This is a genomic window from Bacterioplanes sp. CLAM21, assembly GCF_059641015.1.
In genome coordinates this window covers 3343735-3368467 of sequence record NZ_CM184929.1, presented here as the reverse complement: position 1 = coordinate 3368467, position 24733 = coordinate 3343735, and the positions used below count along the sequence as shown (strand labels likewise).

Genomic DNA, 24733 nt, shown 5'->3' with positions numbered 1-24733 from the left:
CTAAAAAAAATTTAAATTAATTCAGTTACTTGCAAATTTTGGGCGGAACCGGTCAGGGTTTAACCAGTTCCGCTCAAATATCATGCAGCGGCCATTTTTAACTGTCGTGACTTTTTACGATCGCCCAACACCAACAGGCAAGGCGTCAGGATCAAGGTCAGTAGGGTGGCAAAGGCCAAACCACCGGCGATGGCGGTCGAAAGCTGTGTCCACCACTGCGAGCTGGGTGCGCCGACGGTAAAGTGCTGATTCAGCAAGTCGATGTTCCATTGCATCACCATCGGCATCAAACCCAAGATGGTGGTGATGGCGGTCAGCAATACTGGCCGCATACGCTGTGCTCCGGTACGCAGTGCCGCTTCCATCGGATCAAGACCGCCATCGACCAGACGTTTATAGGTGTCGATCAAGACGATGTTGTTGTTGACCACAATGCCGGCCAGGGCAATCACACCCACGCCACTCATAACGATGCCAAACGGCTCACCCCGTATCAGCAGCCCCATCAGTACACCAACAATGGACAATATGATGGCACTCATAATCAGCCCAGATTGATAGAAGCTGTTGAACTGAGTCACCAGAATGGTAGCCATCACAAACAGTGCGATGCCAAACGCCGACATTAAGAAGCTGCCGGTTTCTTCCATTTGCTCAGCATTACCCCGAAAACGTGGCTCAACACCGGCATCGAGCCAGTCGAACTGCTGCAGTTGCTCGGCTAACTGGCGGGTCTTCTGGTCGGCATTGATGCCATCTTTGACATTGGCAGTCAGGCGATAGCGGCGTTTGCCGTCGATACGCACCAGATCACCGGACAGCGGTACTGCTTGACGCTGCATAAAGTTGCTTAACGGCACCAATCCCATTGGCGTTGAGATATTGACCTGTTCAAACTGGTCGATGCTGCGCGTCGCTGCGGGGTAGCGCAGCATAATTTCGACTTCGTCATCGCTGTAGTCAGGCTGGAACTCTCCTACCTGTTGGCCGCCGGTGATCATACGAATCAAGGCGCCAGTGCTGGCAATGTCGGTGCCGTAGCGGGTGGCTTCTTCACGGTTGATATTAAATTGCCACTCGATGCCATCTAACGGTCTGTCATCGCGCACGTCTTTGAGTTCAGGGTCCTGTTCAAACAGTGCTCTGACTTTATCCAGCATGGTGGAAATGGCTTCGGCGTCGTTACCTGTCAGCTGCAGCTGAATATCCATGCCTGACGGTGGCCCACCTTCTTTTTTGCGTGTTTCAATAATCAAGCCGGGTAGGTCGGCGGTGCGGGCTTCGATATCGGCCAGAATGTCGTTGGCGCTGCGTCTGTGTTCCCAGTTGACCAATTCAATTTGAATACGGCCAATCACGTCCTTAGCACTTTCATTGGGCGCGGTTACAAAACTGGCGGTGTAGATGGACTGAATTTCAGCCATATCGAAGATACGTGATTCCACCTGTTGCACCAGCTGCTCACGCTCTTTTAGCGACAAGTTGCCACGGGCGCGGATATCGACCAATCCGACATCGGCATCGACATCGGGGAAAAACTCGACCCCATGGCCAAGCTGGCCATAAATCACAAAGGAGCCAAACAGCGCTGCGATGGCCATGCCCAATACTAATAGAGGGCGCTGCAAGGCTTTACGCAACAGGCGAATATACCCCCCGGTAAAGCCTTTGATGTCGTCAAAGCGTCCTTGTTCGGCCGCCTGAATGGATTTCAGTGCTTCGATTTTATGGTGTGAGGTACCGCCCACTAAAGCACCGACCGTGGGTACCACGATCAATGCCATCACCAAGGATGCCGATAGGGTAAACAGCAAGGTGAGCGGCAAAAAGCCCATAAACTCACCGGTCACGCCGGGCCAGAACAACAACGGGAAGAACACCGCTAAGGTGGTGGCGGTTGAGGCGATAATCGGCCAGGCCATGCGTTTGGCGGCTTCGGCATAGGCTTGGCGTGAGCTGGTGCCTTCTGCAAGGCGGCGATCGGCGTATTCGGTCACCACGATGGCGCCATCGACCAGCATGCCGACCGACAAAATCAGTGAAAACAGCACCACCATATTGAGGGTGTAGCCCATGATGCTAAGGACAATCAGCGCCATCAAAAAGGCGCCAGGAATGGCCATGCCAACCATAAAAGAACTGCGCACGCCTAAGCTGCCAAGCACCAGAATCATCACCAATAAGGTGGCTACCAGGACGTTGTTGAACAGGTCGTTGAGCATTTCGCGAATGTAGCGCGATTCGTCTTGGGTAATGCCAACTTCAATACCCGCCGGCCACAGTGGTTTCAGCTGCTCTATGGTGGCTTTGGTCTGTTCGATGGTCTCAATAATATTGCTACCAATGCGCTTTTTGATTTCCAGCGTCACTGCCTGACGGCCGTTAACACGAGCGGCGTTTTTGCGATCTTTATAAGACAGCCGGCCAACGGCAATATCGCGAAACAGCACCACGTCATCGCCATGGGCTTTGACCGGCAAATCGAGAATATCGGGAATGCTTTCGACGCGTCCTGGCACCTTGATGCCGAAGCGGCCGGCACCGGTATCTAGGTCTTCACTGGCGACCAGCTGGGTATTGCCACTGAGCAGCTTGCCAAGATCGTTCAGAGATAGGCCATAGTTATCCATGCGCGCCGGATCGACGATGATTTCGGCAATTTCTTCGCGTTTGCCACGAATGGTGGCTTCCAGTACACCGGGCAGGGCTTCCAGTCGTTCCTGTAAATCTTCCGCCACCAGATACAAGGTACTTTCGCTGATATCTCCGGCCAGGGTCACCACCATTACTGGGAACAGCGCGACGTTAATTTCCATCACCCGTGGTTCTTTACTGTCCGTAGGCAGCTCGCCCTTGGCGTCGTCGACCTTCTGGCGCACATCGAGCAGTGCTTGGTCAATGTCGACATCTGTCAAAAATTCGATCTGAATCGATAAATGGCCGCGGGTGGCAGTAGAAGTCATTTCCTTAACGCCATCCAAACCGCGCAGCTCTTTTTCTAGCGGCTTATAGATCAGTGCATCGGCATCTTCGGGCGAAATGCCATCGTGGGTGACCGACACATAAACAATGGGCACGGTAATATCTGGGTTACTTTCTTTGGGAATGGTCACTAGGGTGATCAGCCCCACCAGCATTACCAGACTGAACAGCATCAGTACGGTACGAGTGCGTGCCAACGAGGCGTCTATCAGGCTGTGCATGATATTACCCCGCCGTCAGTGCGGTTTGTGAATTGTCTTGCTCGGGCGCTTGCTCGCCGATCTGGCCTGCCGGCGTGCCCTGGTAAAATACCGGCTCCACTTGCTCGCCGTAATCTACAAAGCCTTGGCCTACGGTGATAATGTCGGCACGCTCGCCTAAGCCATAGACCCAGATGCCGTTGTTATCGGCTTTTAATAACTGGATGGGCTGAAAAATGACCTCATGCTGCTGGTTAATGCCTTTCAGTCCTAAGCGACCATCGTCATCCAAAATCAGCAGTGCCGGAGACACGTAATAGGCGTGGGTTTGTGGCTGAGGGACGTGCAACTTGGCGGTTAGACCACTGGTCATCTGGCCCGATGGATTATCGACTTGCATTTCGATGGCAAAAGTCCGGGTGTTCGGATCAGCTTCGGCAGCAATAAACCGAATATGGCCTTCTACTCGATCACCATTGACCAGCTCGGCATGGGCAGGATCACCAATCTTGATGTAGCCCGCTTCTGTTTCTGCTACTTGGCCTTTGATCAAATAAGGTGAAAAATCGAGCACAGTAACCAGGGCGTTGCCGTCTTGCACAAAGTCACCGACTTCGACCATGCGCTGATCGACAATGCCGTCAAAGGGGGCGCGAATCTGACTGGCTTGCAGCTGCAGTTTGGCATTGGTCAGCTCAGCTTCGGCGTTGGCCAGTTGGGTTTGCGCTTTGGCCAGTTCGGCGGCATTGGCCAAGCCTTGTTTATTCAGTTTGCGCGCACTTTGTGCTTCCAGTTGGCGCTGTTTTAGCGCCGCTTCCGCTTGTTTAACCCGGGCCGGCCAATCACGTGCATCGAGCTCCAAAATTAACTCGCCTTGGGCCACACGCTCACCCTTATGGCGGTGAATGGCAATCACCTTAGCGCGCACTTCGCTGCGAATATCGACCCGTCGATTGGCCGCGGTACGGGCTGATACGCTAATGCTGCGCCCCATCTCCTGGCCTTGCATGCGCTCCACCTGGACTCGGGTCAGGCCCTGATCCAGCACCAGTGGTCGTGGATTATGAAACTCGGGCTGTGGTTTTAAAGCCCCCAACAGCATCCACACGATCATGGCAAGCAACAATGCCAGCGCTGCGAGGTGACCTTTGTTCAGTCTTATCGTCATTATTAGTGTCCATTCAGCGGTCAAAAGAGGAGAGGTGGCCTGCCATGATAGCGGCTATCAGATGCTATATCAGACCGAATCGGCGCCTCAGTAAACAACAGACCGTTGCATTTTCCAATGTTAAATGCTGCCGTTCGCGCACCCGATCTCACTGGCGTATACTGCCGCGCTTCTCATATGTAAAACAGATGTCAAAAGTCATGATGTTGCTGCAGCTTAAGGACGTTGAACTGGCCTTTGGGGACCATGTTCTATTGGACCGAGTCACCCTTGAAATTCACAGCGGTGAGCGGGTCTGTGTGGTGGGCCGTAACGGTGCCGGTAAATCGACCTTATTAAAGATGCTGCAAGGCGAGGTATTGCCCGACGACGGTGTGGTGCAGCGCCGTGATCTGCTGCGCATCGCCACCCTACAACAAGAGCTGCCACAAGCCCATGACACCCCTGTGTACGATGTGGTGGCCCAGGGCTTGGGCGATGTTGGTGAGCTGATTGCCGCCTATCACGATGAAACGGCGCTGGGCGATCAGGCCGATCTGGGCAAGTTAGAAAAGCTCCAGGGCCAGATTGAAGCCGCTGACGGTTGGAGCTGGCAGCAGAAAGTTGATGCCATTATTGACCGCTTGAAGTTGCCGGCCGATACCTCCTTTGCGCAGTTGTCAGGCGGCTGGCAGCGTCGAGTGATGTTAGCTCGAGCGTTGGTGGTCGAGCCCGAACTACTGATTCTCGATGAGCCGACCAACCATATGGATGTTGCCACCATCGAGTGGTTGGAAGAGCAGCTCAAGCAATTTAATGGCACCTTGGTATTTATCAGTCACGACCGGGCGTTTGTGCAGCACTTGGCGACTCGTATTATCGATTTGGATCGCGGCCACATTTATAGCTGGGATGGTGATTACCAGAGCTTTCTCGACTATCGCGAAAAACGCCTGGAAGACGAGGCCATGCAAAATGCCTTGTTTGATAAGCGTTTGGCGGAAGAAGAAAAATGGATTCGTCAGGGCATTAAAGCACGTCGCACCCGTAACGAAGGCCGCGTTGCACGGTTGAAGGAATTACGCGTTGAGCGCAAAGCGCGCCGTGAGGTGCAAGGCAGTGCCAATCTTAGCCTCAACAGTGCCGATGCCTCAGGCAAACTGGTATTTGAGCTCGAGGATGTGAGCTTTGCATGGGATGAAGCGCAACCGCAGGTGGCCGGCTTTACCACCAATGTCATACGTGGTGATCGTATTGGCCTGGTTGGCCCCAATGGCGTAGGTAAGAGTACCTTGCTCAAGCTGCTGCTGGGCAATCTACAAGCCCAGTCTGGGCGCTTGAAAGTGGGTACGCGCTTGGAAGTGGCGTATTTTGATCAAGCCAGGCACCAACTGGATGAAGATAAATCCATCGCCGATAACGTTGCCGATGGCAAAGACCACGTTATCGTCAATGGCAACAGCCGCCATATTATTGGTTATCTGGGAGACTTCCTGTTCTCTGGTGAGCGTGCACGTACCCCCGTGCGGGCATTGTCTGGCGGTGAACGTAACCGGGTATTACTGGCCAAGCTGTTTTTAAAACCCTGCAACCTGTTGGTGATGGACGAGCCGACCAACGATCTGGACGTAGAAACGCTGGAGCTGTTGGAAGAAAAACTGGCTGAATACGACGGCACCTTGTTGCTGGTCAGTCACGACCGTGCCTTTATCGACAATGTGGTGACTCACCTATGGGTGTTTAGTGAAGGCGGCCATATTGACGAACATGTGGGCGGTTATAGCGACTGGTTTGAACGTACCCGCGAGCAGCGAGCGCAACTGCAAAAGCAAACACAGAAAAAGGCTGCACCAGCAAAAACGGCCGAGCCCGCTGCGCCTGCCAAGGGTAAAAAGCTATCGTATAAATTGCAGCGCGAACTGGATGGCTTGCCGGATCAAATTGCTGCGGCAGAAGAGCAGCGCGATGCGCTAGTGGCCGTTACCTCAGCGCCGGATTTTTACAGCCAGGACGGCAGTTATGTGCAGCAACAACTGGCACAGCTGGCGCAAGCTGAAGAATTGGTTAACCAGCTGGAGGAGCGTTGGCTGGAGCTGGAGGAGATGAGCTCGTGACGGTTTGGCTGATTCCGTTAATTATTTTGGTGGTGGTCGGCTCCTTTATGTGGATACGGCCCAGTCCTCGCGATCGTCGCCTGGCTGCACTGCGGCTCGATGCTATTAAGTTGGGCTTGCAGGTACGCCAGCACACCCACAAACCTCAGTCGGAAAAAAACGGCGTGCGCGATAACATCACCGCCACCTCCTATACCTTGCTGAGTCGCGAAACGCCAAAGGACAACGCTCTGCAATATCGTTTGGTAAACCAAGCAGCCTGGGATAATGATGGTTTGCCCGAGGGTTATTGGTGGGATAGCGCGCCCAATGAGGCCAATAAGGCTGCTCTGCTTGAGGCCTTGCAGCAGCACTTGCCGACCTTGCAGGATGAGCTTTTGCTGTTGGAGGCGGATCAGCGCCGTGTAACCATGATGGTGGCTGAGCGACCTTCGGCATCGGCGCAAAATTACCACAGCTTTTTGCAGGCGTTATTGCCAGGCAAAAGCGGAAACGGTTAACAAAGCCGGGCTTTTTTCGCCGTTAGCGCCTCCGCCTCAGTTCCTCCTGCCTATACTGTAAATCGGCCGCAAAGGCCGACACGGTATCAATGGGCAGGTAAGCAGGGGGAAACATGGCAAATCCACTCGACCCGAAAGGTGCTGGCGATAACGACAACGGCTACAGCTCGGGCGTGACTAACTACAGTACTGGCTTATCCGGAACCAGTGCTCCTACCCCAACAGCGCCGACCTCAACCGCGCCTACTAATAACAGTCAAGCCAGCGATGCTGATAGCAAAGCCAATCGCGCTGATGTGTCTGTGGTCGGTAAAAAAATCAGTATTCGTGGTGAGCTGGTGGGCAGCGAAGACTTGCACATAGAAGGCTCAGTGGAAGGCACCATTCGCATGAGCGGGCAAAACCTGTCTATCGGTCGTGAAGGCAAGGTCAACGCCAATGTCCATGTGCAGAATATTGTGATTGATGGCGCCCTGACCGGTGACGTGTTGGCCGAAGAGCTGATCAATATCTGCAGCACCGCGGTGGTAAAAGGCAATTTAATTGCTCCGCGCATTCAACTGGATGACGGTGGTAAGTTCCGTGGCTCGATGGATATGGTGGACAGCAATGAAGAGCTGAAAGAACGTCGTGGCAGCTTTCAAGATAAGTTGGTACATCCGCACTTGCCGCCAACGGATCAAAAAATGTCTGAGCCTAAGTCGCAGCCTAAGGTTGAAAAGCATCACGCTAAAAGTCACGATAAACCCGCCGACAAGCCACCTGAAAATAACCCATCAAATGCCGGTAAGCTGCCGCCAGGCAAAGGTTAAATCGGCGCGTAACAGGGTTTGTTATGCAACATTATTCACCAGAGCTGGCTGCTCTGGTGCAACATCATTTACAGCCCGGTGCCCGGGTCTTGGATCTGGGGCCCTCAACCACCGGGACGACACAGGCGTTACTGACACACCAAGGCCGCTGTTTTGTTGAAGATCTGCTGGATTTTGTGCAGCAAGGTGTGCCCTTGGAGCAAAGCCTGCAGGCTTTAGATCAGCATTTAATCAATAAACCCGCCGATATGAGTTTTGACCTGGTATTGTGCTGGGATTTGCTGAGTTACTTGCCCGCTGAACTGATCAGTCATTTATTTCAGCGCTTACAGCCCCATTGCCACGCTGGCACTCGCCTGCACATTATTCAGCCCAAGGGCCAGCCATCGCCACAGCCGTTGTCATTTCGCTGGTGTCAGGACTTTCATTTTGATTGCATCGAGCAGGGCAGTGAGCCATTGCCCTGCTGGCGTCACACCACGTTGACGCTGCAACGCTGTTTGCATCCTTTTACCCTAGTGGAGTCGGCGTTGCAGGCCCAGGGCATGAGCCAGCAACTGGCGGAATACGTGCTGGAGTTTGATGCCAATGCCTGCGATAAGCGCTTACGCTCGGTGGCTTCTCAGCATACGTCGCTGCGCCGGTCTGAGCAGCAACAGGACATTGCTTTGCCACTGTTACAAGAGTTGCTGCAAGCGCTGCCACAGCAGGCTGGCATACTTGATGGCGGGCGTAAAACCGGTCGTCAACTACAAGGACTGCACGAATACGCCGGCAATGTATTTGTTGAGGATATATTGGCCTCTATTGCCTGGCAGCATCATTTGCATCCGCAATCGCAACAGCTGGATTTCAGTCAGGCGCTGCTGCAATATCGCGCCGGTGTGCAAGTGCATGGCGCGTTGTTATGGGATATTCCTAACTATTTGCCAGCCGCGCAAATGACTCAGCTACAAACCCTATTGCAAAAAATACTCGCTCCGGGCGCAGCTATTTATTGTCTGTCGTTTAATCGCACGGGTTTGCCGAAAACGCCCATTGCCATCGATGTGTTGGAGCATGGTGTCTGCCGTTTAAGCGGCGAGGTGGTGGGGGATACACCAGCACAGCCGGTGTCGACCATCGCTCTGCTCAAGCAATGGTCGGACTTTACCCTGCGCCGCCACCAGCTAGGGCGGCTAGAAAACGGGCAGAGCTTTCAAGAATACTGGTTTGTATGGCTTGGTTAGTTCGCCGCGACTGGGCCCAGTTCCACCATTAAATCGTCAGATAACGCCTCCACCGTGGTTTGCACATCATCCAGCTCCATGCCGTTTGGAATACGCAGCAGTGCCTGGGCATGGAACAGTGGCACGGCCGACATCTCGGCGCTGTCACGGTTGGAGGTAAATTCCAACACGTTGACATGAATGCCCGCCAGTGCCTTGGAGACTTCACGCACTATGCCAGCACGGTCGTTGCCAACTAAGGTCAGTTGCAGATCTTGCGTGGTACGCTCGTGGCTGTTGTCGTCGCCCTCGTGGCTGGACTCGGCGTTGACCTGAATGCCGCGCTCACGCAGCTCGGCCAGGGCCGAAATCAGTGCCACGCTATCGTTTTCGCTGACACCTACCCGAACAATACCGGCGAACTTGCCCGCCATATGGGCCATGCGGCTTTCTAGCCAGTTGCCTTGATGGTCACTGATGACGGCAGCTACCTGTTCAACAATGCCTGGCTGATCATCGGCAATAACGGTCAGAACCAACGAAATGGTCATAGTGTTTTCCTTCTCCATAATTGTGCTTAGCGCGCTTCGCTGAAGGTAACATATTTCCGTGGCAAAGAAATTCCAACGGCCGTCATTGCCGCTGGGCGTTGTCATGGCCACGGGAATCTGTGGTACATTGCGGCTCCGACAGCCTGTCAATATTGGCTGTGGAAGAACAATTATTATTGAGGAGACGCGACGTTGAAACCGGTAAAAGTAGGTATCTGTGGTCTTGGTACTGTGGGTGGTGGAACCTTTGATGTTCTGACCCGGAACGCACAAAACATTACCCGCCGGGCAGGTCGCGACATTATTGTTGAGCAAATTGCAGCCCGTCGTCCCAATCCTGAACACGATACCAGTGGCTATGCCGTCACCGACGATGTGTTTGCGGTAGCGAAAAACCCAGACATCGATATTCTGGTGGAGCTGATTGGCGGTTACGATGTGGCGAAAAAGCTGGTATTGACCGCGATTGAGCATGGCAAGCATGTGGTGACGGCCAATAAGGCCTTGATCGCCGAGCACGGCAGTGAAATCTTTGCCGCCGCTGAGGCCAAGGGCGTATCTGTGATGTACGAAGCCGCCATCGCGGGTGGTATTCCCATTGTCAAAGCGATTCGTGAAGGGCTGGCGGCCAACCGTATTAACTGGCTGGCGGGCATCATTAATGGCACCGGTAACTTTATTCTGACGGAAATGCGCGATAAAGGTCGCGACTTTGCCGACGTGCTGCAAGAAGCGCAGCAGTTAGGCTACGCCGAAGCCGATCCGACCTTTGACGTTGAAGGCATCGATGCGGCTCACAAGCTCACCATATTAGCGTCCATCGCTTATGGTATTCCGTTGCAATTTGATCGTTGTTACACCGAAGGCATCAGCACCATTACTACCGAAGACGTGCAGTACGCCGAAGAGCTGGGCTATCGCATCAAGCACCTGGGCATCAGTTGTCAGACCGAGCAAGGCATTGATCTGCGTGTGCACCCAACCATGGTGCCGGCGTCTCGTCCCATCGCCAATGTGGATGGGGTACTCAATGCGGTGATGGTCAATGGCAATGCCGTTGGCGATACCATGTACGTCGGCGCAGGCGCGGGTGCTGGACCGACGGCTTCTGCCGTAGTCGCAGACGTGATTGATCTGGCGCGGGCGATGGATGCTGGCAGCGATGCCCGTGTCAGTCATTTGGCCTTTAATAGCATCGACGATCAAAGCGTATTGCCGATCGAAGACATTGAAACGGCCTATTATTTGCGCATTCAGGCCGTCGACAAAGCCGGTGTATTGGCCAGCGTAGCGACCTTGCTGTCTGAGCGTGGCATCAGCATTGAAGCCATTATTCAGCGCGAACCCGCGCCGGGTGAAGAGCTGGCACAGATTATTCTGCTGACCCACAAGGTGCAGGAGAAGATTATGAACGATGCCATGATCGCCATTGAAGGCCTGAGCAGTGTGGTCGGGCAGTTAACCCGCATCCGGGTAGAACACCTGTAACCTTAAAGGCTCATATAAGCGGGCTATGCCCGCTTTTTTTATGTCTGGAGAACAGTATGGATGCCTTGCCATTGTCCTGGGCACAGATCGTATTGGCCAATATCGCGATCGCAGCGGGGGCGTTATTACAGGGAGTCGCGGGCTATGGCATCGGTACCTTGTCGGCGCCATTGCTGTTTTTGATCAGTCCCTTATTACTGCCAGCGCCTTTGACCATGAATGCCATGGTGTTAACGGTCTTGATGCTGTTGCGCAGCCGTACCAGCTTGGCTTTTGCTCCGGTGCGCCATGCCATGATGGGAGCAGCGCTGGGCACCTTATTGGCGGTGGTCGCCATGAAGCTGATGTCATCCGCGGGCTTTGGGCTGGTGTTTGGAGTGCTGATTTTATTCGCAGTCGTGTTGAGTGTGTCTGGTTTACAGCCGGCATTGAATCGGCGTAACAGTCTTTGTGCCGGCGGTTTATCGGGTTTTATGGGCACCATCACCGCAGTGGGTGGGCCGCCAATAGCGCTGTTATATCAGCGCCAGCCGCCGGAGCAGATTCGGGCTAATCTGTCGGCGTTTTTCTTGTTTGGCAGCCTGTCGGCCTTTGCTGGTTTAGCTTTTTCCGGTTTTGTTCACACGTTAGAGATCAGCTTGTTTGCCTTGACCTTGCCTGGTGTGTTGGCTGGATTCTGGCTGTCTGGGCACTGTATGCACAAGGTGCCAGCGGCGGCGCTGCGACCACTGATTTTATCGATCGCCGCGCTGTCAGGCAGTGCGGCGATTATTCGAGAGGTCATTTAAACGATCGCCACCTAGGTCTGACATCCTGCATTAGCGCACGGCTATGCGGGATGTTGGTGCTAGCGCTTTATTTGCTCTGGACGCAGTAAGTCGGCAACAAAGGGTTTGTGCTGCTGGATTTCTTCCAGGCTCAAGCCCTGAAGCTCATAAGGAAACACCAGCCAGTCATTGGTGTCGTGCAGGCAAAAGTCCGGGCTGATATCTGTGCGATTATGACTGGAACGCTGATATAACGTGGCGACCTTGACCTGCTTTGGCATATTACGCTTGAGCTTGCCTTGCAGGCGGTTTATCACGGCGCGGATGTTATAGCCGGTGCTGAAAACGTCATCAACGATTAACAGGCCGTCGTCCTGATTGAGATTTTCCACCAGATATTGAGTGCCGTGCACACGGATTTCTTGTGGTTGCTCAACCATGCTCTGATAGGCGGGCAAGCCGCGGTAGGAGGTGCGCAGCGAAATATGGTCGGTTTTGACGCCCAGCGTTTGCAAGCACTCTTGCACATAAATACCAACCGAGCTGCCGCCGCGCCACAAGCCGACGATAAAGGTTGGCCTGAAACCACTTTCGAAAATCGAAACGGCAAGGCGGAAGGAGTCCTGAATCAGGGTTTCTTCATCCAGAAAGCGTTTTTGCATGTGCGCTACCAGTGGGATCAAAGTTGTGAACCGGTTATCATACACCACTGACCAAGCGGTCAGCTAATCGCAATGCCGGAGATTGTATATGAGCGAAAAACTCTACCTGACGGCCCAGGGCCTGTTAGAGGATTCCTACCGTTTGGCGGCCAAGGTGCTGGACAGTGGTTTTAAGCCGACCTTTATTATTGCTGTATGGCGGGGCGGCGCGCCGATTGGCATTGCAGTACAAGAGTATCTTGACTATCACGGCATTGAAACCGACAACATTGCCATTCGTACCTCGTCCTATTACCCAGATATCGACAAGCAGGCCAAAGAAGTGCAGGTGTTTGGCCTCAACTACCTGGTCAAAAATGTAACCCATGAAGATCGCTTATTGATTGTTGATGATGTGTTTGACAGTGGCCGCTCCATCGAGGCCATCGTCAATGAGTTGCAGCGCCGCGCACGCTTGAACACGCCGCACGACATTCGTGTCGCTGTGCCTTATTACAAGCCCGAACGCAACAAGACCGAGCGTGTGCCGGATTATTACCTGCATGAGACCAAGGCTTGGTTGAAGTATCCGCACTCGTTAGAGGGCTTGAGCGCGGCAGAAATTGAAGCCGGTCGTCCTGAGCTGTATGACATCATCAAAGATCATCTGCCTGCATAAATTTAGGTGATAGTCACTATCGCCTTGGTGAATGGCGCCTGATCAGGGATAATGGCGCCCCGATCGGAGGCGCTGTATGAATATTGATCGTATTGACTTAAATTTGCTGGTGTACCTGGACGTGCTGCTGCGCGAGCGCAGTGTGACCAAGGCGGCTCAGCTACTGGGCATTACCCAGCCGGCCATGAGCAATGGTTTGCGACGTTTGCGTGAGCTGTTTGGTGACCCAATTTTGGTCCGTACCTCTGAAGGCATGACGCCCACCGAGCGCGCACAAGAGCTACAGCCAGTGATACGCAAAGCACTGGGTGAACTGGAAGCTGCTTTGCAGCCGTTAGAAGAGTTTGATGCCAGCTCCAGCCACCGGGTGTTTCGCATCATGGTCAGCGATTATGCCGAGTCGACACTGGTGCCTGAGTTGGTTAAACGACTGCGCATCGAAGCACCAGACATTATTCTCGATGTGCTGACTCCCTCGGATGTGACCTTTAAAGACGTCGAAGCGGGCCGGGTTGATATGGCGATTAACCGCTTTGATGAAATGCCGCAGTCGTTTCATCAGATGACCTTATGGGAAGACGGCTTTGTGTGTCTGGTCAATCCAGATCACCCGTCAGTTGATCACTTTGATCTGCAGGCCTATGTTGCTAGCAAGCATATCTGGGTGAGCAAAACCGGCATGGGCGCTGGCGTCGGTATCGATCCAGAAAAAGTCATTCGTCTTGGTTGGGTCGATAATGCCTTATCTCAGTTAGGCTACAAGCGCAAAATATCCGTCTTTACCCGGCATTATCAAATGCCAGCGCTATTGGCGCTGAACAATGATCTGGTGGCGACCTTGCCGCGTAAAGTGGCAGAGATGCAGGCCCGCTCAACCTCGCTGCTGGTTAAAGAGCCGCCGTTTCAGATTCCACCATTTGAACTGAAGATGGCGTGGTCACCCTTGTTACAGCATCATCACGCCCATCGTTGGCTGCGCCGAACCATTGTTGATGTGGCTCGCGCCTGCTAATACGCCATCCTAGCTGTGCTCTGTGGCGTTATGCGGCAGAGCGGCGATGGCGCTTCAGCCAGTTCACCGCGTGACGATCAAAATGATCAATGTGCTGGACGATGGCGTTGGGCAGCTGATCACTCAAGATATCGAGCACTTGCGCCAAATCTGTGCTGCAACAGGCCTGCTGAATCAGCGCCAATAAATCCTCATGATCTTGCTGATGGGCGTGCAGCTGCGGCATGGCATAGCGCTGCATAAGGGTTTCCTCGTCGGAAAAATGCTGCAGCATAAAGCGCTGCAGTTGGCTCAGCTCAGTCATGGCGGGCCGGCCCATCATGACCTCAAGCTCGGCCTGATTAATTAAATCCACTAATGCATCGTGCTCACGGTTGATGCTGTCAGATGCCAGCACCGGACACTCGTTGTATTCCATCGCCGCGACTCACTGTGAATGTCAGTGGCGGCAGTATAGTGCTTTATGTTGAGGTTTAAATTGCCTGAGATCAGCTTATCGTGAGCTGCAGGCAATGCTGCTGACCTGGCGCTAATACCAGATGATCAAAGGCTGCATTGGCGCTTTCTATGCATACCATGCGTTGCCAGGCTTGCGGGTCAAACTGGCTAAGACGACGGCTTTTATTGATCCAAGGGTTCCATACTACTGCACTGCAGCTATTGCTGTGCAGGTGCCGTGTTTGTCCTGAATGGTGCAGCACCAGCTGCGATGGTGAGCGATAGATACGATCGGTTTCTGCGCTGAAGGTCACCGGCCCTTGCTGTGTTTTACTGCTCCAGTTATCCACTGCGTCGATATAATCACAACCGTGCAAGCCGCTAATCGAGGCGTTTTGAATCGCGTCGACGGGCAGGTAGGTGTGCAATGCTTGACTGATATGCACGCTGTGCTGGCCAAGATTGCGATTGATCAGGGCGATGGTGAAAGACTGGGCTCGCAACGTCAGCTGCAGCTCCAGCGAGATATCTAACGCCAGTGTTTGAATCACCTTTGTCGGTAACTTGAGGGTTAGCTGAACCTGATCGACAGCCTCATATAGATGGCTCAGCTGCCAGTCGGCGCTGCGAGCAATACCGTGTGCCTGGTTGCTCAGTGCTTGGTTACGTTGTGCAAACGGCAGACTGTCCTGAACCTGTGTGGGGTTGCGTTTCAGATCACCAAACCAAGGCCAGCAAATGGGAATGCCGCCACGCACCGATTGTCCTCTAAGGTACTCTGCTCGATCACTGAGCCACAGCCAGTTGCGCTGCTGCCGAGGTTGAAATAGCAGCAACTGTGCCCCTTGTAAGGCAATTTCAGCACTAAACAGCGGATGCTGAATGCGCACCAGTTCTAATTGCTGGCGGATCAGGCGCTGGCAAAACGCACTGCGCTGAAGATTCATAGCGGGACTCCATAGTGGGCGCGATATAATGCCAGCGTCGAGCATCAGTATCGAGCTGCCAAGGCGTGGGACAAAGCGTGAACAAAGACAGTTTAAAACAACTATTAATAACCAGCCTGGATGACGAGTTGAATGCAGCCATCGCGGCTGCTCAACAGGCTCAGCAAGCCGCCGCCCATGAAGATAATAAGCCGGAAAACCAGTATGACACCCTCAGCCTGGAAGCGGCTTATTTAGCCCATGGTCAGTCAGAGCGCATTCTAGAGCTGCAACAGCAACGCATCCGCTTGAGCAAATGGAGTGTGCCCGTGTTTGCTGAAGACGATGACATCGCTACCGGCGCCTTGCTGTGTTTGCACCATGCTCAGTTTGATCCTCAGTGGTTGTGGCTGACCATTTGGGGAGGCGGGCGCACTTTAGATTGGCAGCAGCGCTCGGTGTTGCTGTTGAGTCCGCAAGCCCCCTTAGCTCAGCAGCTGAGTGGCAAAGGTGTTGATGACGAAGTCAGCTGGCAGGGGCACGCAGGCTGGCACATCACCGCAGTTTATTAACCATATAAATATTGTGGTTAAGAGCGCAGTTCGGCTAGACTGAGTATCGTAATGACAGTCCTGTTATTTTCATGGAAGGTGACTATGACGCTTTTGGATGTTCGCCAACTCAGTGCTCAGGGCCAGAATGTGATGGCTGTTTTAGAGCAGTGTTGCCAGCAACACGCCTGTCGTTTGCCACAGGCCATCAACCAGTTAGCTTGTCAGGTAGCGCAACAGCTAATGTCGCAATCGCTGAGCTACGCCGAAGGGCTGCAAACCATGCAAGGATTGCTGGCGGTGATGATCAGCAGCGCTGCCGCTGAGCAGCTACAGGGCAAGATGCCAGAACCCGCGGCGTCGATTTATCTCGCCTTTGAAGCAGGTAGTTTTCAGCATGTCGGTGATGACAGTCACATGGATTCAGCACAGCAACATACTTTGCCGCTATTGCAGGATGTATTGGCAGCCCATGCGGCGGTATAAGCAAAAGAGTCAGCAACCTCAGCCAGGGTAAGTCGACAAAGGGCTAACACAGGTCGGCGACTTCCGTTACATTACGCACTTTTGGTTAAGCAAAAAGGCGTAATTATGCTGTTTACCCAAGCCCGTGTTGGGCTGTTGCTGTTGTCATCGGCGCTACCTTCGGTGGCTCTGGCCATGTCTCAAGTGCCCTCTGAGCCTTTGCAAACTCGCATTGTGGTGACCAACAGCACTCTGTTGCCAATGACCGTCAGCTCGGTTACCGATCAGACCGTCGAGATGCAAATTCCACCCCTGGCTACCCGGGATGTGTTGTTGTTAGAGCGCGATGGCAGCGAGCAAAGTCACCACAGTCTGACACTGAGCACCGATAACTACCGTGTGCAGCTCACGCAGCAAATTGACGGCACCGAGCTGAGCTATTCAGCGGCCGGTAACGATTGGCAGTGGCCACAGCTGAGCGGCGAAAATATTTACCGTCAGCAGGTATCATTGGCCCAGCGTAGCGTTGAAATGGCGGTCAAAGCCGACGACCTGGAGCAGGGCGGGCAGCTGCATTACGTGATTCAACCGCAAGATAACAAACCTGCACTGGCCGATGCTGGCTCATTTAATGTGCTGAGCTATAACATTTGGGCCACCACGGTATACGGTTCTAAAAAAGTCGGCACGCGGCTGGCGTTAATGCCAGAGGTTATGGCGGGTTACGACGCTTTGGTGCTGACCGAGGTGTTTGATCCTATCGCCACGTCAACCTTATTAAATGCTCTGCGAGCAGAATATCCTTATCAGAGTGGCGAAATATTTAAGCTTGGCAAGGTAATGGGATCCGGTGTGCGAATTGTTTCGCGCTGGCCTTTTGAGTTAGAAGACGCGCATAAATATGCCGCTTGTGATGGTCTGCAGTGTGCCGCCACACGTGGCGTGATTTACGCCAAGATCAACAAACAAGGCAAAGCCTATCACCTGTTTGCCACCCATACCCAGTCGTCCGACGATGATGCCAATCGTAATGCACGTAAGGCTCAGTTGCAGGAGATGGGAGAATATATTCAAGGCTTGAATATTCCAGCCTCAGAGCCTGTGATTATGGCCGGCGACTTTAACGTCAATAAAGGTGGTTTGCCCCAGGACCGTGACTATATGGAAGCGGTATTAAATGCCTACGAGCCAGAAAACACTGGGCATAACGTCACTTACGATGCCAATACCAACCACTGGGCTGAGCAGCCTTATGTGGAATATCTGGATTACACCTTGGTCAGTGGTAACCATCAGCCAGCACTATCTGCCCAGCAACAGGCTTTTGCACCACGCAGCACTCATAATGACTTGTGGGGCCAGTGGGATTTATCCGATCATTACCCGGTACGTGGCTTGTTCCAGTTTGATGCCAGTCAGGTACAGCGCCAGCCATTCCCGTATTTAGGTGAGCCAGTGCACTTGCGCACTCATAACGGTCATTATGTTCGGGCTATGAGCGGCGGTGATAGTTTTATTTCCGCAGGCTCTGATCAAATGGGCACTTGGGAAACCTTTGTGATCGAACAGCAAGCTGACAATAAAGTTGCGATTCGTGCGCGTGGCGGCCAATACATAGGGTTAGACTCGTACCTGTTTGGCACTTTAAAAGCGTCTTATCAGCAGCCGGAAGCTGCAGCGCAGTTTGAGCTGGAAAGACTATCGGACCACGTTATTGCGCTGAAAGCCGACAATGGTAAATATGTGCGCGCTGATTTTGGTGGTGGTGTTGGACTGAGTGCAAATGGCAAATCAGCTCGTTCTTATGAGCAGTTTATTTTGATTCGGCCATAAACATCACTCTTCGCGCTTAATTGAGAGGTTTTCAGCTCATAACAGCGTGTTAACAGGCCCCAGCTATAAAAAAGGCGCAAACTCTGCGCCTTTTTTATTGGATTATTGTTCGAGAAAATCCCGCCACTCGATCAATAAATCTTTAAAGTCATCCAGGCCACAACTGGCCCTGGATTCGGCATCATAAAAATCCATATCGTCTTCGTTAAGCTCGTCCAATGAGTGTTGTTGCAATAATTCATGGGCGATGACGTCGGCTTCATCGCCGGTTAAGCGCAGCATAAAATCGTGTCCGCGCCATTCGTATTCTTGCAAGCTGCCATCTAGCAGGGCGTCGACGGTTTCTAGCAAGCTGGCCAACACCGTCTGGTTGTCGCCTAAATCATCGCTGAGCCAAAAGCCAAAGGCTTCGTGGTCCATTGATAGGCGGGCACAGGGCAGCTGACGCTCATTATAAAAAAAACGAAAATCCATGGTGTTTAGTCGCAGTCTTCAGTGGTTGTCAGTGGCCAGCCACCCAGATCTTGGTAGCGGTTGACGATGTAACAGAACAATTCCGCTGTTTTTTGCGTGTCGTATGCGGCGCTGTGAGCTTCACTGTTGTCAAACTCGATGCCTGCCATTTTACAGCTCTTTGCCAGTACCGTATGGCCTAAGGCGATGGCTGCAATGGAAGCGGTATCAAAGGACGAAAACGGATGAAACGGGTCGCGCTTAATGTCGTTACGAGCAACGGCTTCGCGTAAGAATCCGTGATCAAAATGAGCGTTATGGCCCACTAACACGGCGCGGTTACAGCCATAGTGTTTGACTTCGCGGCGCACGGTTTGAAACATGCGACTTAACACGTCTATTTCAAACTCGGCATCGCGCTCAGGGTCAAAGGGGTCAATGCCGGTGAAATCTAATGCTTCCTGTTCCAGGTTGGCGCCATCAAATGGATGCACCAACGCTGACAGGGTTTCTTTCGGGAATAAATAGCCATCGTCGTCCATGCCCAACGTGACCATGGCGATTTCCAGCAGTGCGTCGGTACGGGCATTAAAACCGCCGGTTTCGACATCGACGACAACGGGCAGAAAACCACGAAAGCGTTGCGCCATCATTGATTTGTCTTGCGAATCACTCATGCCTAGCCTTAATAAAAAATTGAATGGCAGTCAGATGGCTCTGACTTAGTAGTCCAGCTTCCAGCGCAGGGTCTCACCCGCTCTTAGCGGTACAATCACATCGTCACCAAAGGTCATCTCCTGCGGTACCTGCCAGCTTTCACGAACCAGGGTGATGCTGTCCTGGTTACGCGGTAGGCGGTAGAAATCAGGGCCATAGAAACTGGCAAACCCTTCGAGCTTATCCAATGCGCCTAAGTCTTCAAAGATTTCAGCGTACAGCTCGATGGCGGCGTAGGCGGTGTAACAACCGGCACAACCACAAGCGCTTTCTTTTGCCCCTTTGGCGTGGGGTGCACTGTCGGTACCTAAAAAGAACTGTTGACTGCCGCTAATCGCCGCTTCTTGCAGTACTTGCTGATGGCGTCCGCGCTTTAAAATCGGCAAGCAATAGTAGTGAGGTTTGATGCCGCCGACCAGCATGTGATTGCGGTTATAAGCGAGATGTTGAACGGTAATGGTGGCACCGACATGTTCACCTTGAGAGCGCACAAAGTCGACCGCATCGGCGGTGGTGATGTGCTCTACGACTAAGCGCAAGGTTGGATGACGGCTGACTAACGGCGCCAGAATCTCGTCGAGGAAGCGTTTTTCTCGATCAAAAATATCGATCTCAGAGTGCGTCACCTCTCCATGCACCAGCAACGGCATATCATGTTCAGCTAAGGCGGCGGCAATGTCGTCGAGCTTACTGAGATCCGTGACGCCTGAGTCTGAGTTGGTGGTAGCGCCGGCGGGATACAGTTTGACCGCCACCACATGACCAGACTCCTTGGCCTCGCGAATCATATCTGGAGTCGTGTTATCAGTGAGATACAACACCATTAACGGATTGAAACTGAGTCCTTGCGGAACTTTTGACACAATACGGTTGCGGTAGTCGAGTGCTTGCTCAGCATTCATCACCGGCGGTTGCAGATTGGGCATCACAATAGCCCGGCCCATGACCCGTGCCGTGGCGGGAACCGTGTGCTGCAACACATGGCCATCACGCAGGTGCAGATGCCAGTCATCAGGGCGGGTGAGAGTAATGCGATCAATCATGAGCCAACCTCGAGCAGGGTAAATAGGACGCAGGCGCGCATTGTACCGGAAGCTAGGGCATTGCCACAAAAAAGCTCAACTTTGTTTTGTGTTGGCCGATAACCTAGAGCAGACCGGGAAACCGCTGTGCTTCACCGATGTGACTGACTGCTGTAGTTCTCAGCTAGTGCACAGACCTAGTTCAGCAAATGGGCGAAACATGACGACGACAGATTGATATGAATGGGCAGATTGTGAGCAAAGCCGGCCTGATTTGGCTGCTGAGCCTGTGCTTGCCATCAGCAACACTGGCGCTCGACTATGGCGGCTCAGTCGAAACCACGGAATGGTCGCTGAGTGGCTCCATCTTCGAATGTGTGTTTGAACAACGCATTCCTGGCTACGGTCGTGCTCAGTTTTACCATCAAGCGGGTGAAGACGTGGAGTTTCGCTTGCTGACTCACCGCAACTTGATGGCGTATAGCAATGCCCAGGTGAGTATCTTGCCACCGCCCTGGCGTCCCAGCGACCGCAGCGAAGCCTTAGGCACCAGTAAAATCATCAATGATGAACCTAACTTGGTATTGGATAACCGCCGTACCAATCAGTTTTTGCATGCCTTGTTGGAAGGTAAATGGCCGACCATTGCTCATCGTACCTATTACGATGGTGGTCGGGCGGTGAAGGTCCATATCTCCGCAGTAATGTTTAAAGAGTACTATCAGGATTATCTGAAATGTGTTGATCAGCTGCTGCCGCTGAACTTTAACCAGGTGGCACGCTCGAAAATTCACTTTAAATCCGGCGAGAAGGGGCTAGATCAGGAAGACATGCAGCTGCTGGATCGGATTATTTATTACGCACAGCGCGACCCACGAGTATTTGCCATTTACCTTGATGGTCATTCTGATCGCCAGGGGCGGCGCTATGACAACCGCCAGGTGTCTAAAGCCAGGGTAGAGGCGGTGGAGCGTTACTTTATTCTCAAAGGCGTGGACCCTGAAAAGATCACCACGCGTTTCCACGGTGGTCGCTATCCGGTCGCCAGTAACTCCACTGCCGCAGGCCGGGCAGAGAACCGTCGAGTCACGGTGCGCTTGGAACAGCGTCAGGATATGGAGATACCTGCCGAGTTGCTGTTTCAGCTTCCTGCTAGGCAGGGGTTTACCAGCGCCAGCAGGTGAATAATATTCGGCAATTAACTGCTATAGCCAAATATAATTTCAAGCAGTACAATGCATCCCCTACATTAGCCCGCTGACCGCGCAGCTGCGCATGGCTACAATAGCGGGCATCCTTAAGCTGGAGATGCAATACATGTCGGACATCAAGAAAGTGGTGTTGGCCTACTCCGGCGGTCTCGATACCTCTGTGATCGCTAAGTGGCTAAAAGAAGAATATCAATGTGAAGTGGTTACCTTTACCGCTGATCTGGGGCAGGGCGAAGAGGTTGAACCCGCTCGCGCCAAAGCTGAAGCATTGGGTATTAAAGAAATCTATATTGATGACCTGCGTGAAGAGTTTGCACGTGATTTCGTTTTCCCTATGTTTCGCGCTAATACCGTCTATGAAGGCGAGTATCTGTTAGGCACTTCGATTGCTCGTCCTCTGATTGCCAAGCGTTTGATTGAAATTGCCAATGAAACGGGTGCTGATGCCATCGCCCATGGCGCCACTGGTAAAGGCAATGACCAAGTGCGCTTTGAGCTGGGTGCTTATGCCTTGAAGCCAGGTGTTAAAGTCATTGCACCTTGGCGTGAGTGGGATCTGAACTCGCGTGAAAAACTGATGGCTTATTGTGATGAGCACGATATCCATGTCGAGAAAAAGCCGGGCAAAAAGTCACCCTATTCGATGGATGCCAACCTGCTGCATATTTCCTATGAAGGCGATTTGATCGAAGACCCTTGGGCCGAGCCAGAAGAAGATATGTGGCTGTGGTCGGTGTCGCCAGAGAAAGCGCCGGATGAAGCGACTTATCTGACCATCAGCTTCCGCCAGGGAGATCCAGTGGCAATAGATGGGGTGGAGAAATCACCCGCCACTATTATGGAAGAGCTGAATAAGATTGCTGGGGCCAACGGTATCGGTCGTCTGGATATTGTAGAAAACCGTTATGTCGGCATGAAGGCCCGCGGTTGTTATGAAACGCCGGCCGGCACTGTGTTGCTGAAAGCGCATCGCGCCATTGAGTCCATCACATTAGATCGCGAAGCCATGCATTTAAAAGATGAGCTGATGCCACGTTACGCCAAGCTTATTTATAACGGCTACTGGTGGAGTCCTGAGCGGCAAATGCTGCAGGCCGCCATCGACGATACACAAAAAATGGTCAATGGTGAGGTTCGGTTAAAGCTGTATAAGGGCAATGTGATTGTCGTAGGACGTCAATCCGAGCAATCACTGTTCTGTGAAATGACCGCGACCTTTGAAGACGACGAAGGTGCATACGACCAAAAAGATGCTGAAGGTTTCATTAAGCTAAATGCCTTGCGTTTGCGCACGGCGGCAAAAAAAGGCCGTTCACCGCTGTAACGGAAAACCTTCTAAGAAACCCGCTTAGGCGGGTTTTTTTATGGGGTGTCACTGTCGACTTTGGCGACAGGTTTGGGGTTTTTGACCACTCCTTTTTGTAGCATCAGTGAGTTAGGGTAGGTAATCAGCTCGCCATCGCGGCGAATCAGCACATGAAATAAGGTGATCTCTTCAATCACTCCTGAGATGTCATCGTCTTTGTCCATCACTTTGATACGATCACCAACCCGGTAAGGAAAACCAAAAAAGATAATTAGGCTGGCGGTGATGTTGCTAAGAATTGACCACTGGGCGAACAAGGCCACACCGATCACAGCAAACACCGATGATAAGAAAATCGCAATCTGCGAGTACTCGATGCCCAGCAGTGATACCAGAGCAATGCCAAAAAACACCAGAAGGGCTAGGTTGATGGTCTTGGTAATATATTTGATGCGATATACGCTGACCGCTTTCTTTTCGCCGAGGCGCGAAATAGACGCTTGCGCGAGACGGCTACTGACGTACAGGCCAATCAGTAAAATGATGATCAAAAACAAAATCATAGCGCTGAGATCTTAGCTAATTAATAGGACGGCTAATATCGCACAAGCGCTGCAGTGGATTAAGTGTTTGCTGCTAAAAAGCAACAAAGTGTTGCTGTATTCGAAACTTTTCAGTGCCTCATCTGATCTATACTCTACGTGAAACCCAACGACGGGAGCGGCCGATGATGCAGTGGCTGTTCACATTCTGTTTGATGATGAGTGCTGCCCTGCTGACTGAAGCCAGCAGTGGGCCAGATATTCATCCGTTATTGGCGTCGTTGGAAACTCAAGACCTGAGCAGTGACGATGGCAACTGTGACAGCAGTGATGGCGACCTTGGACTGGTGTCGTCCGCCGCTTGTATTGTTGATTGTCCGCTGGTCTCCCTTGTTTCACCGCACCCTAAAAGTCTGTTATCCACGCGTTTGGGTTCGTCCGAGTCCATTCGCGCCCCGCCTTTCTCTTCCAGCACAGTAATGTCGTGATTGCACCTAGCGTGCTGTGTTAAATCGGCTGAAGTATCAGCCAGAGGAGAACTACAATGAATAAACTGACTTTGTACCCAGTGCAGACCTGCGATGAATTGGTTCAGCCTGAACAGTGGGTGGCTTTGAGCCTTGATAGCAGTGCCATGGCCTTTTTCACCGACTTTCTTCACAACGAACCTTTAGTCATCAGTGCTGATGTATCTGCGGCCACTGCCAGGGAGATGATGTTATCTACCCATGTTCGATTGAAGTTAGTCGTTGATGCCGACGGGCATTTTGTTGGCGTGATTAGCGCTCAAGATTTGTCTGAACAAGCGATTGTTCGCCATATCGGAGAACGACGGGTGAAGCGTCAGGATATCTCTGTGACGGAACTGATGACTCGGAAAAAAGATCTGTTGGCATTGGATATCAGCGAAGTGGAAGGTGCCAGTATTGGCGATGTTGTCAGCTTTTTGAAAGACAATCATCAGCAGCATTGTCTGGTTGTGGACGAAACTCAGCACCAGATTCGAGGCATCTTCTCTGCCAGCGATATTTCTAGACGTTTGCGATTACCGGTCAATATTCAGGATCAATCGAGTTTCTATCGAGTGTTTGCCCAGGTAGAGCGAAAACGTCCAGTGTTGCAGGCGTAGCCGCTAAACAGCGGGTCATGCCCGCTGTTTTTTAGCTAA

Annotated in this window: 25 protein-coding genes; 15 read left to right on the top strand and 10 right to left on the bottom strand. The window is 52.5% G+C overall.

Features of this window, described 5'->3' with window-relative positions:
- Positions 1-80 precede the first annotated feature (80 nt).
- Positions 81-3203, bottom strand: coding sequence for an efflux RND transporter permease subunit (locus tag AC55FS_RS15425; RefSeq protein WP_496933156.1), 3123 nt, complete (start codon positions 3201-3203; stop codon positions 81-83).
- A 4-nt stretch (positions 3204-3207) separates the two neighbouring features.
- Positions 3208-4350 carry an efflux RND transporter periplasmic adaptor subunit gene (locus AC55FS_RS15420; RefSeq protein WP_496933155.1) on the bottom strand — a complete coding sequence of 381 codons (1143 nt, stop codon included), beginning with the start codon at positions 4348-4350 and terminating at the stop codon, positions 3208-3210.
- Between the two features lie 188 nt (positions 4351-4538).
- Between AC55FS_RS15420 and AC55FS_RS15415 the strand changes: the two genes are divergently transcribed.
- The 4 genes from AC55FS_RS15415 to AC55FS_RS15400 all read left to right on the top strand — a co-directional run bounded on the left by AC55FS_RS15415 (position 4539) and on the right by AC55FS_RS15400 (position 8984).
- A complete protein-coding gene (locus AC55FS_RS15415; protein ID WP_496933154.1) occupies positions 4539-6443 on the top strand; it encodes an ATP-binding cassette domain-containing protein in 1905 nt (634 codons plus the stop codon).
- Entirely contained in the window at positions 6440-6943 is a 504-nt protein-coding gene (locus tag AC55FS_RS15410) for a hypothetical protein (protein ID WP_496933153.1), read from the top strand. The genes AC55FS_RS15415 and AC55FS_RS15410 overlap by 4 nt, the downstream gene beginning before the upstream one ends.
- A gap of 113 nt (positions 6944-7056) precedes the next feature.
- A complete protein-coding gene (locus AC55FS_RS15405) occupies positions 7057-7755 on the top strand; it encodes a bactofilin family protein (protein ID WP_496933152.1) in 699 nt (232 codons plus the stop codon).
- Between the two features lie 23 nt (positions 7756-7778).
- Positions 7779-8984 (top strand): class I SAM-dependent methyltransferase, encoded by a 1206-nt coding sequence (locus AC55FS_RS15400; RefSeq protein WP_496933151.1) that lies wholly within the window; start codon positions 7779-7781, stop codon positions 8982-8984.
- Here AC55FS_RS15400 and AC55FS_RS15395 read toward each other — a convergent pair.
- The gene (locus tag AC55FS_RS15395; RefSeq protein WP_496933150.1) at positions 8981-9514 is read right to left on the bottom strand and encodes a glycine cleavage system transcriptional repressor; all 534 of its coding nucleotides are present in this window, start codon (positions 9512-9514) and stop codon (positions 8981-8983) included. The genes AC55FS_RS15400 and AC55FS_RS15395 overlap by 4 nt on opposite strands.
- A 192-nt stretch (positions 9515-9706) precedes the next feature.
- On the opposite strand from AC55FS_RS15395, the gene AC55FS_RS15390 reads away from it, so the two are divergent.
- Together AC55FS_RS15390 and AC55FS_RS15385 are read left to right on the top strand one after the other, a co-directional pair.
- A complete protein-coding gene (locus tag AC55FS_RS15390; RefSeq protein WP_496933149.1) occupies positions 9707-11002 on the top strand; it encodes a homoserine dehydrogenase in 1296 nt (431 codons plus the stop codon).
- A gap of 56 nt (positions 11003-11058) precedes the next feature.
- Positions 11059-11790, top strand: coding sequence for a sulfite exporter TauE/SafE family protein (locus AC55FS_RS15385; protein WP_496933148.1), 732 nt, complete (start codon positions 11059-11061; stop codon positions 11788-11790).
- Between the two features lie 59 nt (positions 11791-11849).
- Here AC55FS_RS15385 and AC55FS_RS15380 read toward each other — a convergent pair whose 3' ends face one another.
- The gene (locus AC55FS_RS15380) at positions 11850-12431 is read right to left on the bottom strand and encodes a phosphoribosyltransferase (RefSeq protein WP_496933147.1); all 582 of its coding nucleotides are present in this window, start codon (positions 12429-12431) and stop codon (positions 11850-11852) included.
- A gap of 88 nt (positions 12432-12519) precedes the next feature.
- Here AC55FS_RS15380 and AC55FS_RS15375 point away from each other — a divergent pair, with 88 nt between their 5' ends.
- A complete protein-coding gene (locus AC55FS_RS15375; protein ID WP_496933146.1) occupies positions 12520-13089 on the top strand; it encodes a phosphoribosyltransferase in 570 nt (189 codons plus the stop codon).
- A gap of 76 nt (positions 13090-13165) precedes the next feature.
- Positions 13166-14101 carry a LysR family transcriptional regulator gene (locus tag AC55FS_RS15370; RefSeq protein ID WP_496933145.1) on the top strand — a complete coding sequence of 312 codons (936 nt, stop codon included), beginning with the start codon at positions 13166-13168 and terminating at the stop codon, positions 14099-14101.
- 28 nt (positions 14102-14129) lie between these two features.
- Here AC55FS_RS15370 and AC55FS_RS15365 read toward each other — a convergent pair whose 3' ends face one another.
- Together AC55FS_RS15365 and AC55FS_RS15360 are read right to left on the bottom strand one after the other, a co-directional pair.
- Entirely contained in the window at positions 14130-14519 is a 390-nt protein-coding gene (locus AC55FS_RS15365) for a bacteriohemerythrin (RefSeq protein WP_496933144.1), read from the bottom strand.
- 70 nt (positions 14520-14589) lie between these two features.
- On the bottom strand, positions 14590-15486 hold the full coding sequence (locus AC55FS_RS15360; RefSeq protein ID WP_496933143.1) for a D-hexose-6-phosphate mutarotase: 897 nt from the start codon (positions 15484-15486) through the stop codon (positions 14590-14592).
- Positions 15487-15563: 77 nt separating this feature from the next.
- On the opposite strand from AC55FS_RS15360, the gene AC55FS_RS15355 reads away from it, so the two are divergent.
- The 3 genes from AC55FS_RS15355 to AC55FS_RS15345 all read left to right on the top strand — a co-directional run bounded on the left by AC55FS_RS15355 (position 15564) and on the right by AC55FS_RS15345 (position 18314).
- Positions 15564-16037, top strand: a complete 474-nt coding sequence (locus AC55FS_RS15355) for a hypothetical protein (protein WP_496933142.1) — start codon at positions 15564-15566, stop codon at positions 16035-16037.
- An 84-nt stretch (positions 16038-16121) separates the two neighbouring features.
- Positions 16122-16502 (top strand): hypothetical protein, encoded by a 381-nt coding sequence (locus AC55FS_RS15350; protein ID WP_496933141.1) that lies wholly within the window; start codon positions 16122-16124, stop codon positions 16500-16502.
- A gap of 105 nt (positions 16503-16607) precedes the next feature.
- Positions 16608-18314, top strand: a complete 1707-nt coding sequence (locus tag AC55FS_RS15345) for an endonuclease/exonuclease/phosphatase family protein (RefSeq protein WP_496933140.1) — start codon at positions 16608-16610, stop codon at positions 18312-18314.
- A gap of 102 nt (positions 18315-18416) precedes the next feature.
- Here the strand turns inward: AC55FS_RS15345 and AC55FS_RS15340 are convergent, their stop codons facing one another.
- The 3 genes from AC55FS_RS15340 to pyrC are packed head-to-tail and all read right to left on the bottom strand — an operon-like array spanning position 18417 to position 20527.
- Complete coding sequence (locus AC55FS_RS15340; RefSeq protein ID WP_496933139.1) at positions 18417-18788, bottom strand: YacL family protein; 372 nt, start codon at positions 18786-18788, stop codon at positions 18417-18419.
- A gap of 5 nt (positions 18789-18793) precedes the next feature.
- Positions 18794-19444, bottom strand: coding sequence for a ribonuclease T (gene rnt, locus AC55FS_RS15335; protein ID WP_496933138.1), 651 nt, complete (start codon positions 19442-19444; stop codon positions 18794-18796).
- A 45-nt stretch (positions 19445-19489) separates the two neighbouring features.
- Entirely contained in the window at positions 19490-20527 is a 1038-nt protein-coding gene (gene pyrC / locus AC55FS_RS15330) for a dihydroorotase (RefSeq protein WP_496933137.1), read from the bottom strand.
- 218 nt (positions 20528-20745) lie between these two features.
- Between pyrC and AC55FS_RS15325 the strand changes: the two genes are divergently transcribed.
- On the top strand, positions 20746-21690 hold the full coding sequence (locus tag AC55FS_RS15325) for a flagellar protein MotY (protein ID WP_496933136.1): 945 nt from the start codon (positions 20746-20748) through the stop codon (positions 21688-21690).
- Positions 21691-21823: 133 nt separating this feature from the next.
- Complete coding sequence (locus AC55FS_RS15320; RefSeq protein WP_496933135.1) at positions 21824-23041, top strand: argininosuccinate synthase; 1218 nt, start codon at positions 21824-21826, stop codon at positions 23039-23041.
- Positions 23042-23079: 38 nt separating this feature from the next.
- On the opposite strand, the gene AC55FS_RS15315 is transcribed toward AC55FS_RS15320, so the two are convergent.
- Positions 23080-23574, bottom strand: a complete 495-nt coding sequence (locus AC55FS_RS15315) for a mechanosensitive ion channel family protein (RefSeq protein WP_496933134.1) — start codon at positions 23572-23574, stop codon at positions 23080-23082.
- Between the two features lie 176 nt (positions 23575-23750).
- On the opposite strand from AC55FS_RS15315, the gene AC55FS_RS15310 reads away from it, so the two are divergent.
- Positions 23751-24053 carry a hypothetical protein gene (locus AC55FS_RS15310; protein WP_496933133.1) on the top strand — a complete coding sequence of 101 codons (303 nt, stop codon included), beginning with the start codon at positions 23751-23753 and terminating at the stop codon, positions 24051-24053.
- Between the two features lie 56 nt (positions 24054-24109).
- Positions 24110-24694 carry a CBS domain-containing protein gene (locus AC55FS_RS15305; RefSeq protein ID WP_496933132.1) on the top strand — a complete coding sequence of 195 codons (585 nt, stop codon included), beginning with the start codon at positions 24110-24112 and terminating at the stop codon, positions 24692-24694.
- The last annotated feature ends 39 nt before the right edge of the window (positions 24695-24733 follow it).

Coding starts and splice junctions, on each gene's coding strand:
- AC55FS_RS15425 (WP_496933156.1), bottom strand. CDS start 3,203: ATGCACAGCCTGATAGACGCCTCGTTGGCACGCACTCGTACCGTACTG.
- AC55FS_RS15420 (WP_496933155.1), bottom strand. CDS start 4,350: ATGACGATAAGACTGAACAAAGGTCACCTCGCAGCGCTGGCATTGTTG.
- AC55FS_RS15415 (WP_496933154.1), top strand. CDS start 4,539: ATGTCAAAAGTCATGATGTTGCTGCAGCTTAAGGACGTTGAACTGGCC.
- AC55FS_RS15405 (WP_496933152.1), top strand. CDS start 7,057: ATGGCAAATCCACTCGACCCGAAAGGTGCTGGCGATAACGACAACGGC.
- AC55FS_RS15400 (WP_496933151.1), top strand. CDS start 7,779: ATGCAACATTATTCACCAGAGCTGGCTGCTCTGGTGCAACATCATTTA.
- AC55FS_RS15395 (WP_496933150.1), bottom strand. CDS start 9,514: ATGACCATTTCGTTGGTTCTGACCGTTATTGCCGATGATCAGCCAGGC.
- AC55FS_RS15385 (WP_496933148.1), top strand. CDS start 11,059: ATGGATGCCTTGCCATTGTCCTGGGCACAGATCGTATTGGCCAATATC.
- AC55FS_RS15380 (WP_496933147.1), bottom strand. CDS start 12,431: ATGCAAAAACGCTTTCTGGATGAAGAAACCCTGATTCAGGACTCCTTC.
- AC55FS_RS15375 (WP_496933146.1), top strand. CDS start 12,520: ATGAGCGAAAAACTCTACCTGACGGCCCAGGGCCTGTTAGAGGATTCC.
- AC55FS_RS15370 (WP_496933145.1), top strand. CDS start 13,166: ATGAATATTGATCGTATTGACTTAAATTTGCTGGTGTACCTGGACGTG.
- AC55FS_RS15365 (WP_496933144.1), bottom strand. CDS start 14,519: ATGGAATACAACGAGTGTCCGGTGCTGGCATCTGACAGCATCAACCGT.
- AC55FS_RS15360 (WP_496933143.1), bottom strand. CDS start 15,486: ATGAATCTTCAGCGCAGTGCGTTTTGCCAGCGCCTGATCCGCCAGCAA.
- AC55FS_RS15350 (WP_496933141.1), top strand. CDS start 16,122: ATGACGCTTTTGGATGTTCGCCAACTCAGTGCTCAGGGCCAGAATGTG.
- AC55FS_RS15345 (WP_496933140.1), top strand. CDS start 16,608: ATGCTGTTTACCCAAGCCCGTGTTGGGCTGTTGCTGTTGTCATCGGCG.
- AC55FS_RS15340 (WP_496933139.1), bottom strand. CDS start 18,788: ATGGATTTTCGTTTTTTTTATAATGAGCGTCAGCTGCCCTGTGCCCGC.
- rnt (WP_496933138.1), bottom strand. CDS start 19,444: ATGAGTGATTCGCAAGACAAATCAATGATGGCGCAACGCTTTCGTGGT.
- pyrC (WP_496933137.1), bottom strand. CDS start 20,527: ATGATTGATCGCATTACTCTCACCCGCCCTGATGACTGGCATCTGCAC.
- AC55FS_RS15325 (WP_496933136.1), top strand. CDS start 20,746: ATGAATGGGCAGATTGTGAGCAAAGCCGGCCTGATTTGGCTGCTGAGC.
- AC55FS_RS15320 (WP_496933135.1), top strand. CDS start 21,824: ATGTCGGACATCAAGAAAGTGGTGTTGGCCTACTCCGGCGGTCTCGAT.
- AC55FS_RS15310 (WP_496933133.1), top strand. CDS start 23,751: ATGATGCAGTGGCTGTTCACATTCTGTTTGATGATGAGTGCTGCCCTG.
- AC55FS_RS15305 (WP_496933132.1), top strand. CDS start 24,110: ATGAATAAACTGACTTTGTACCCAGTGCAGACCTGCGATGAATTGGTT.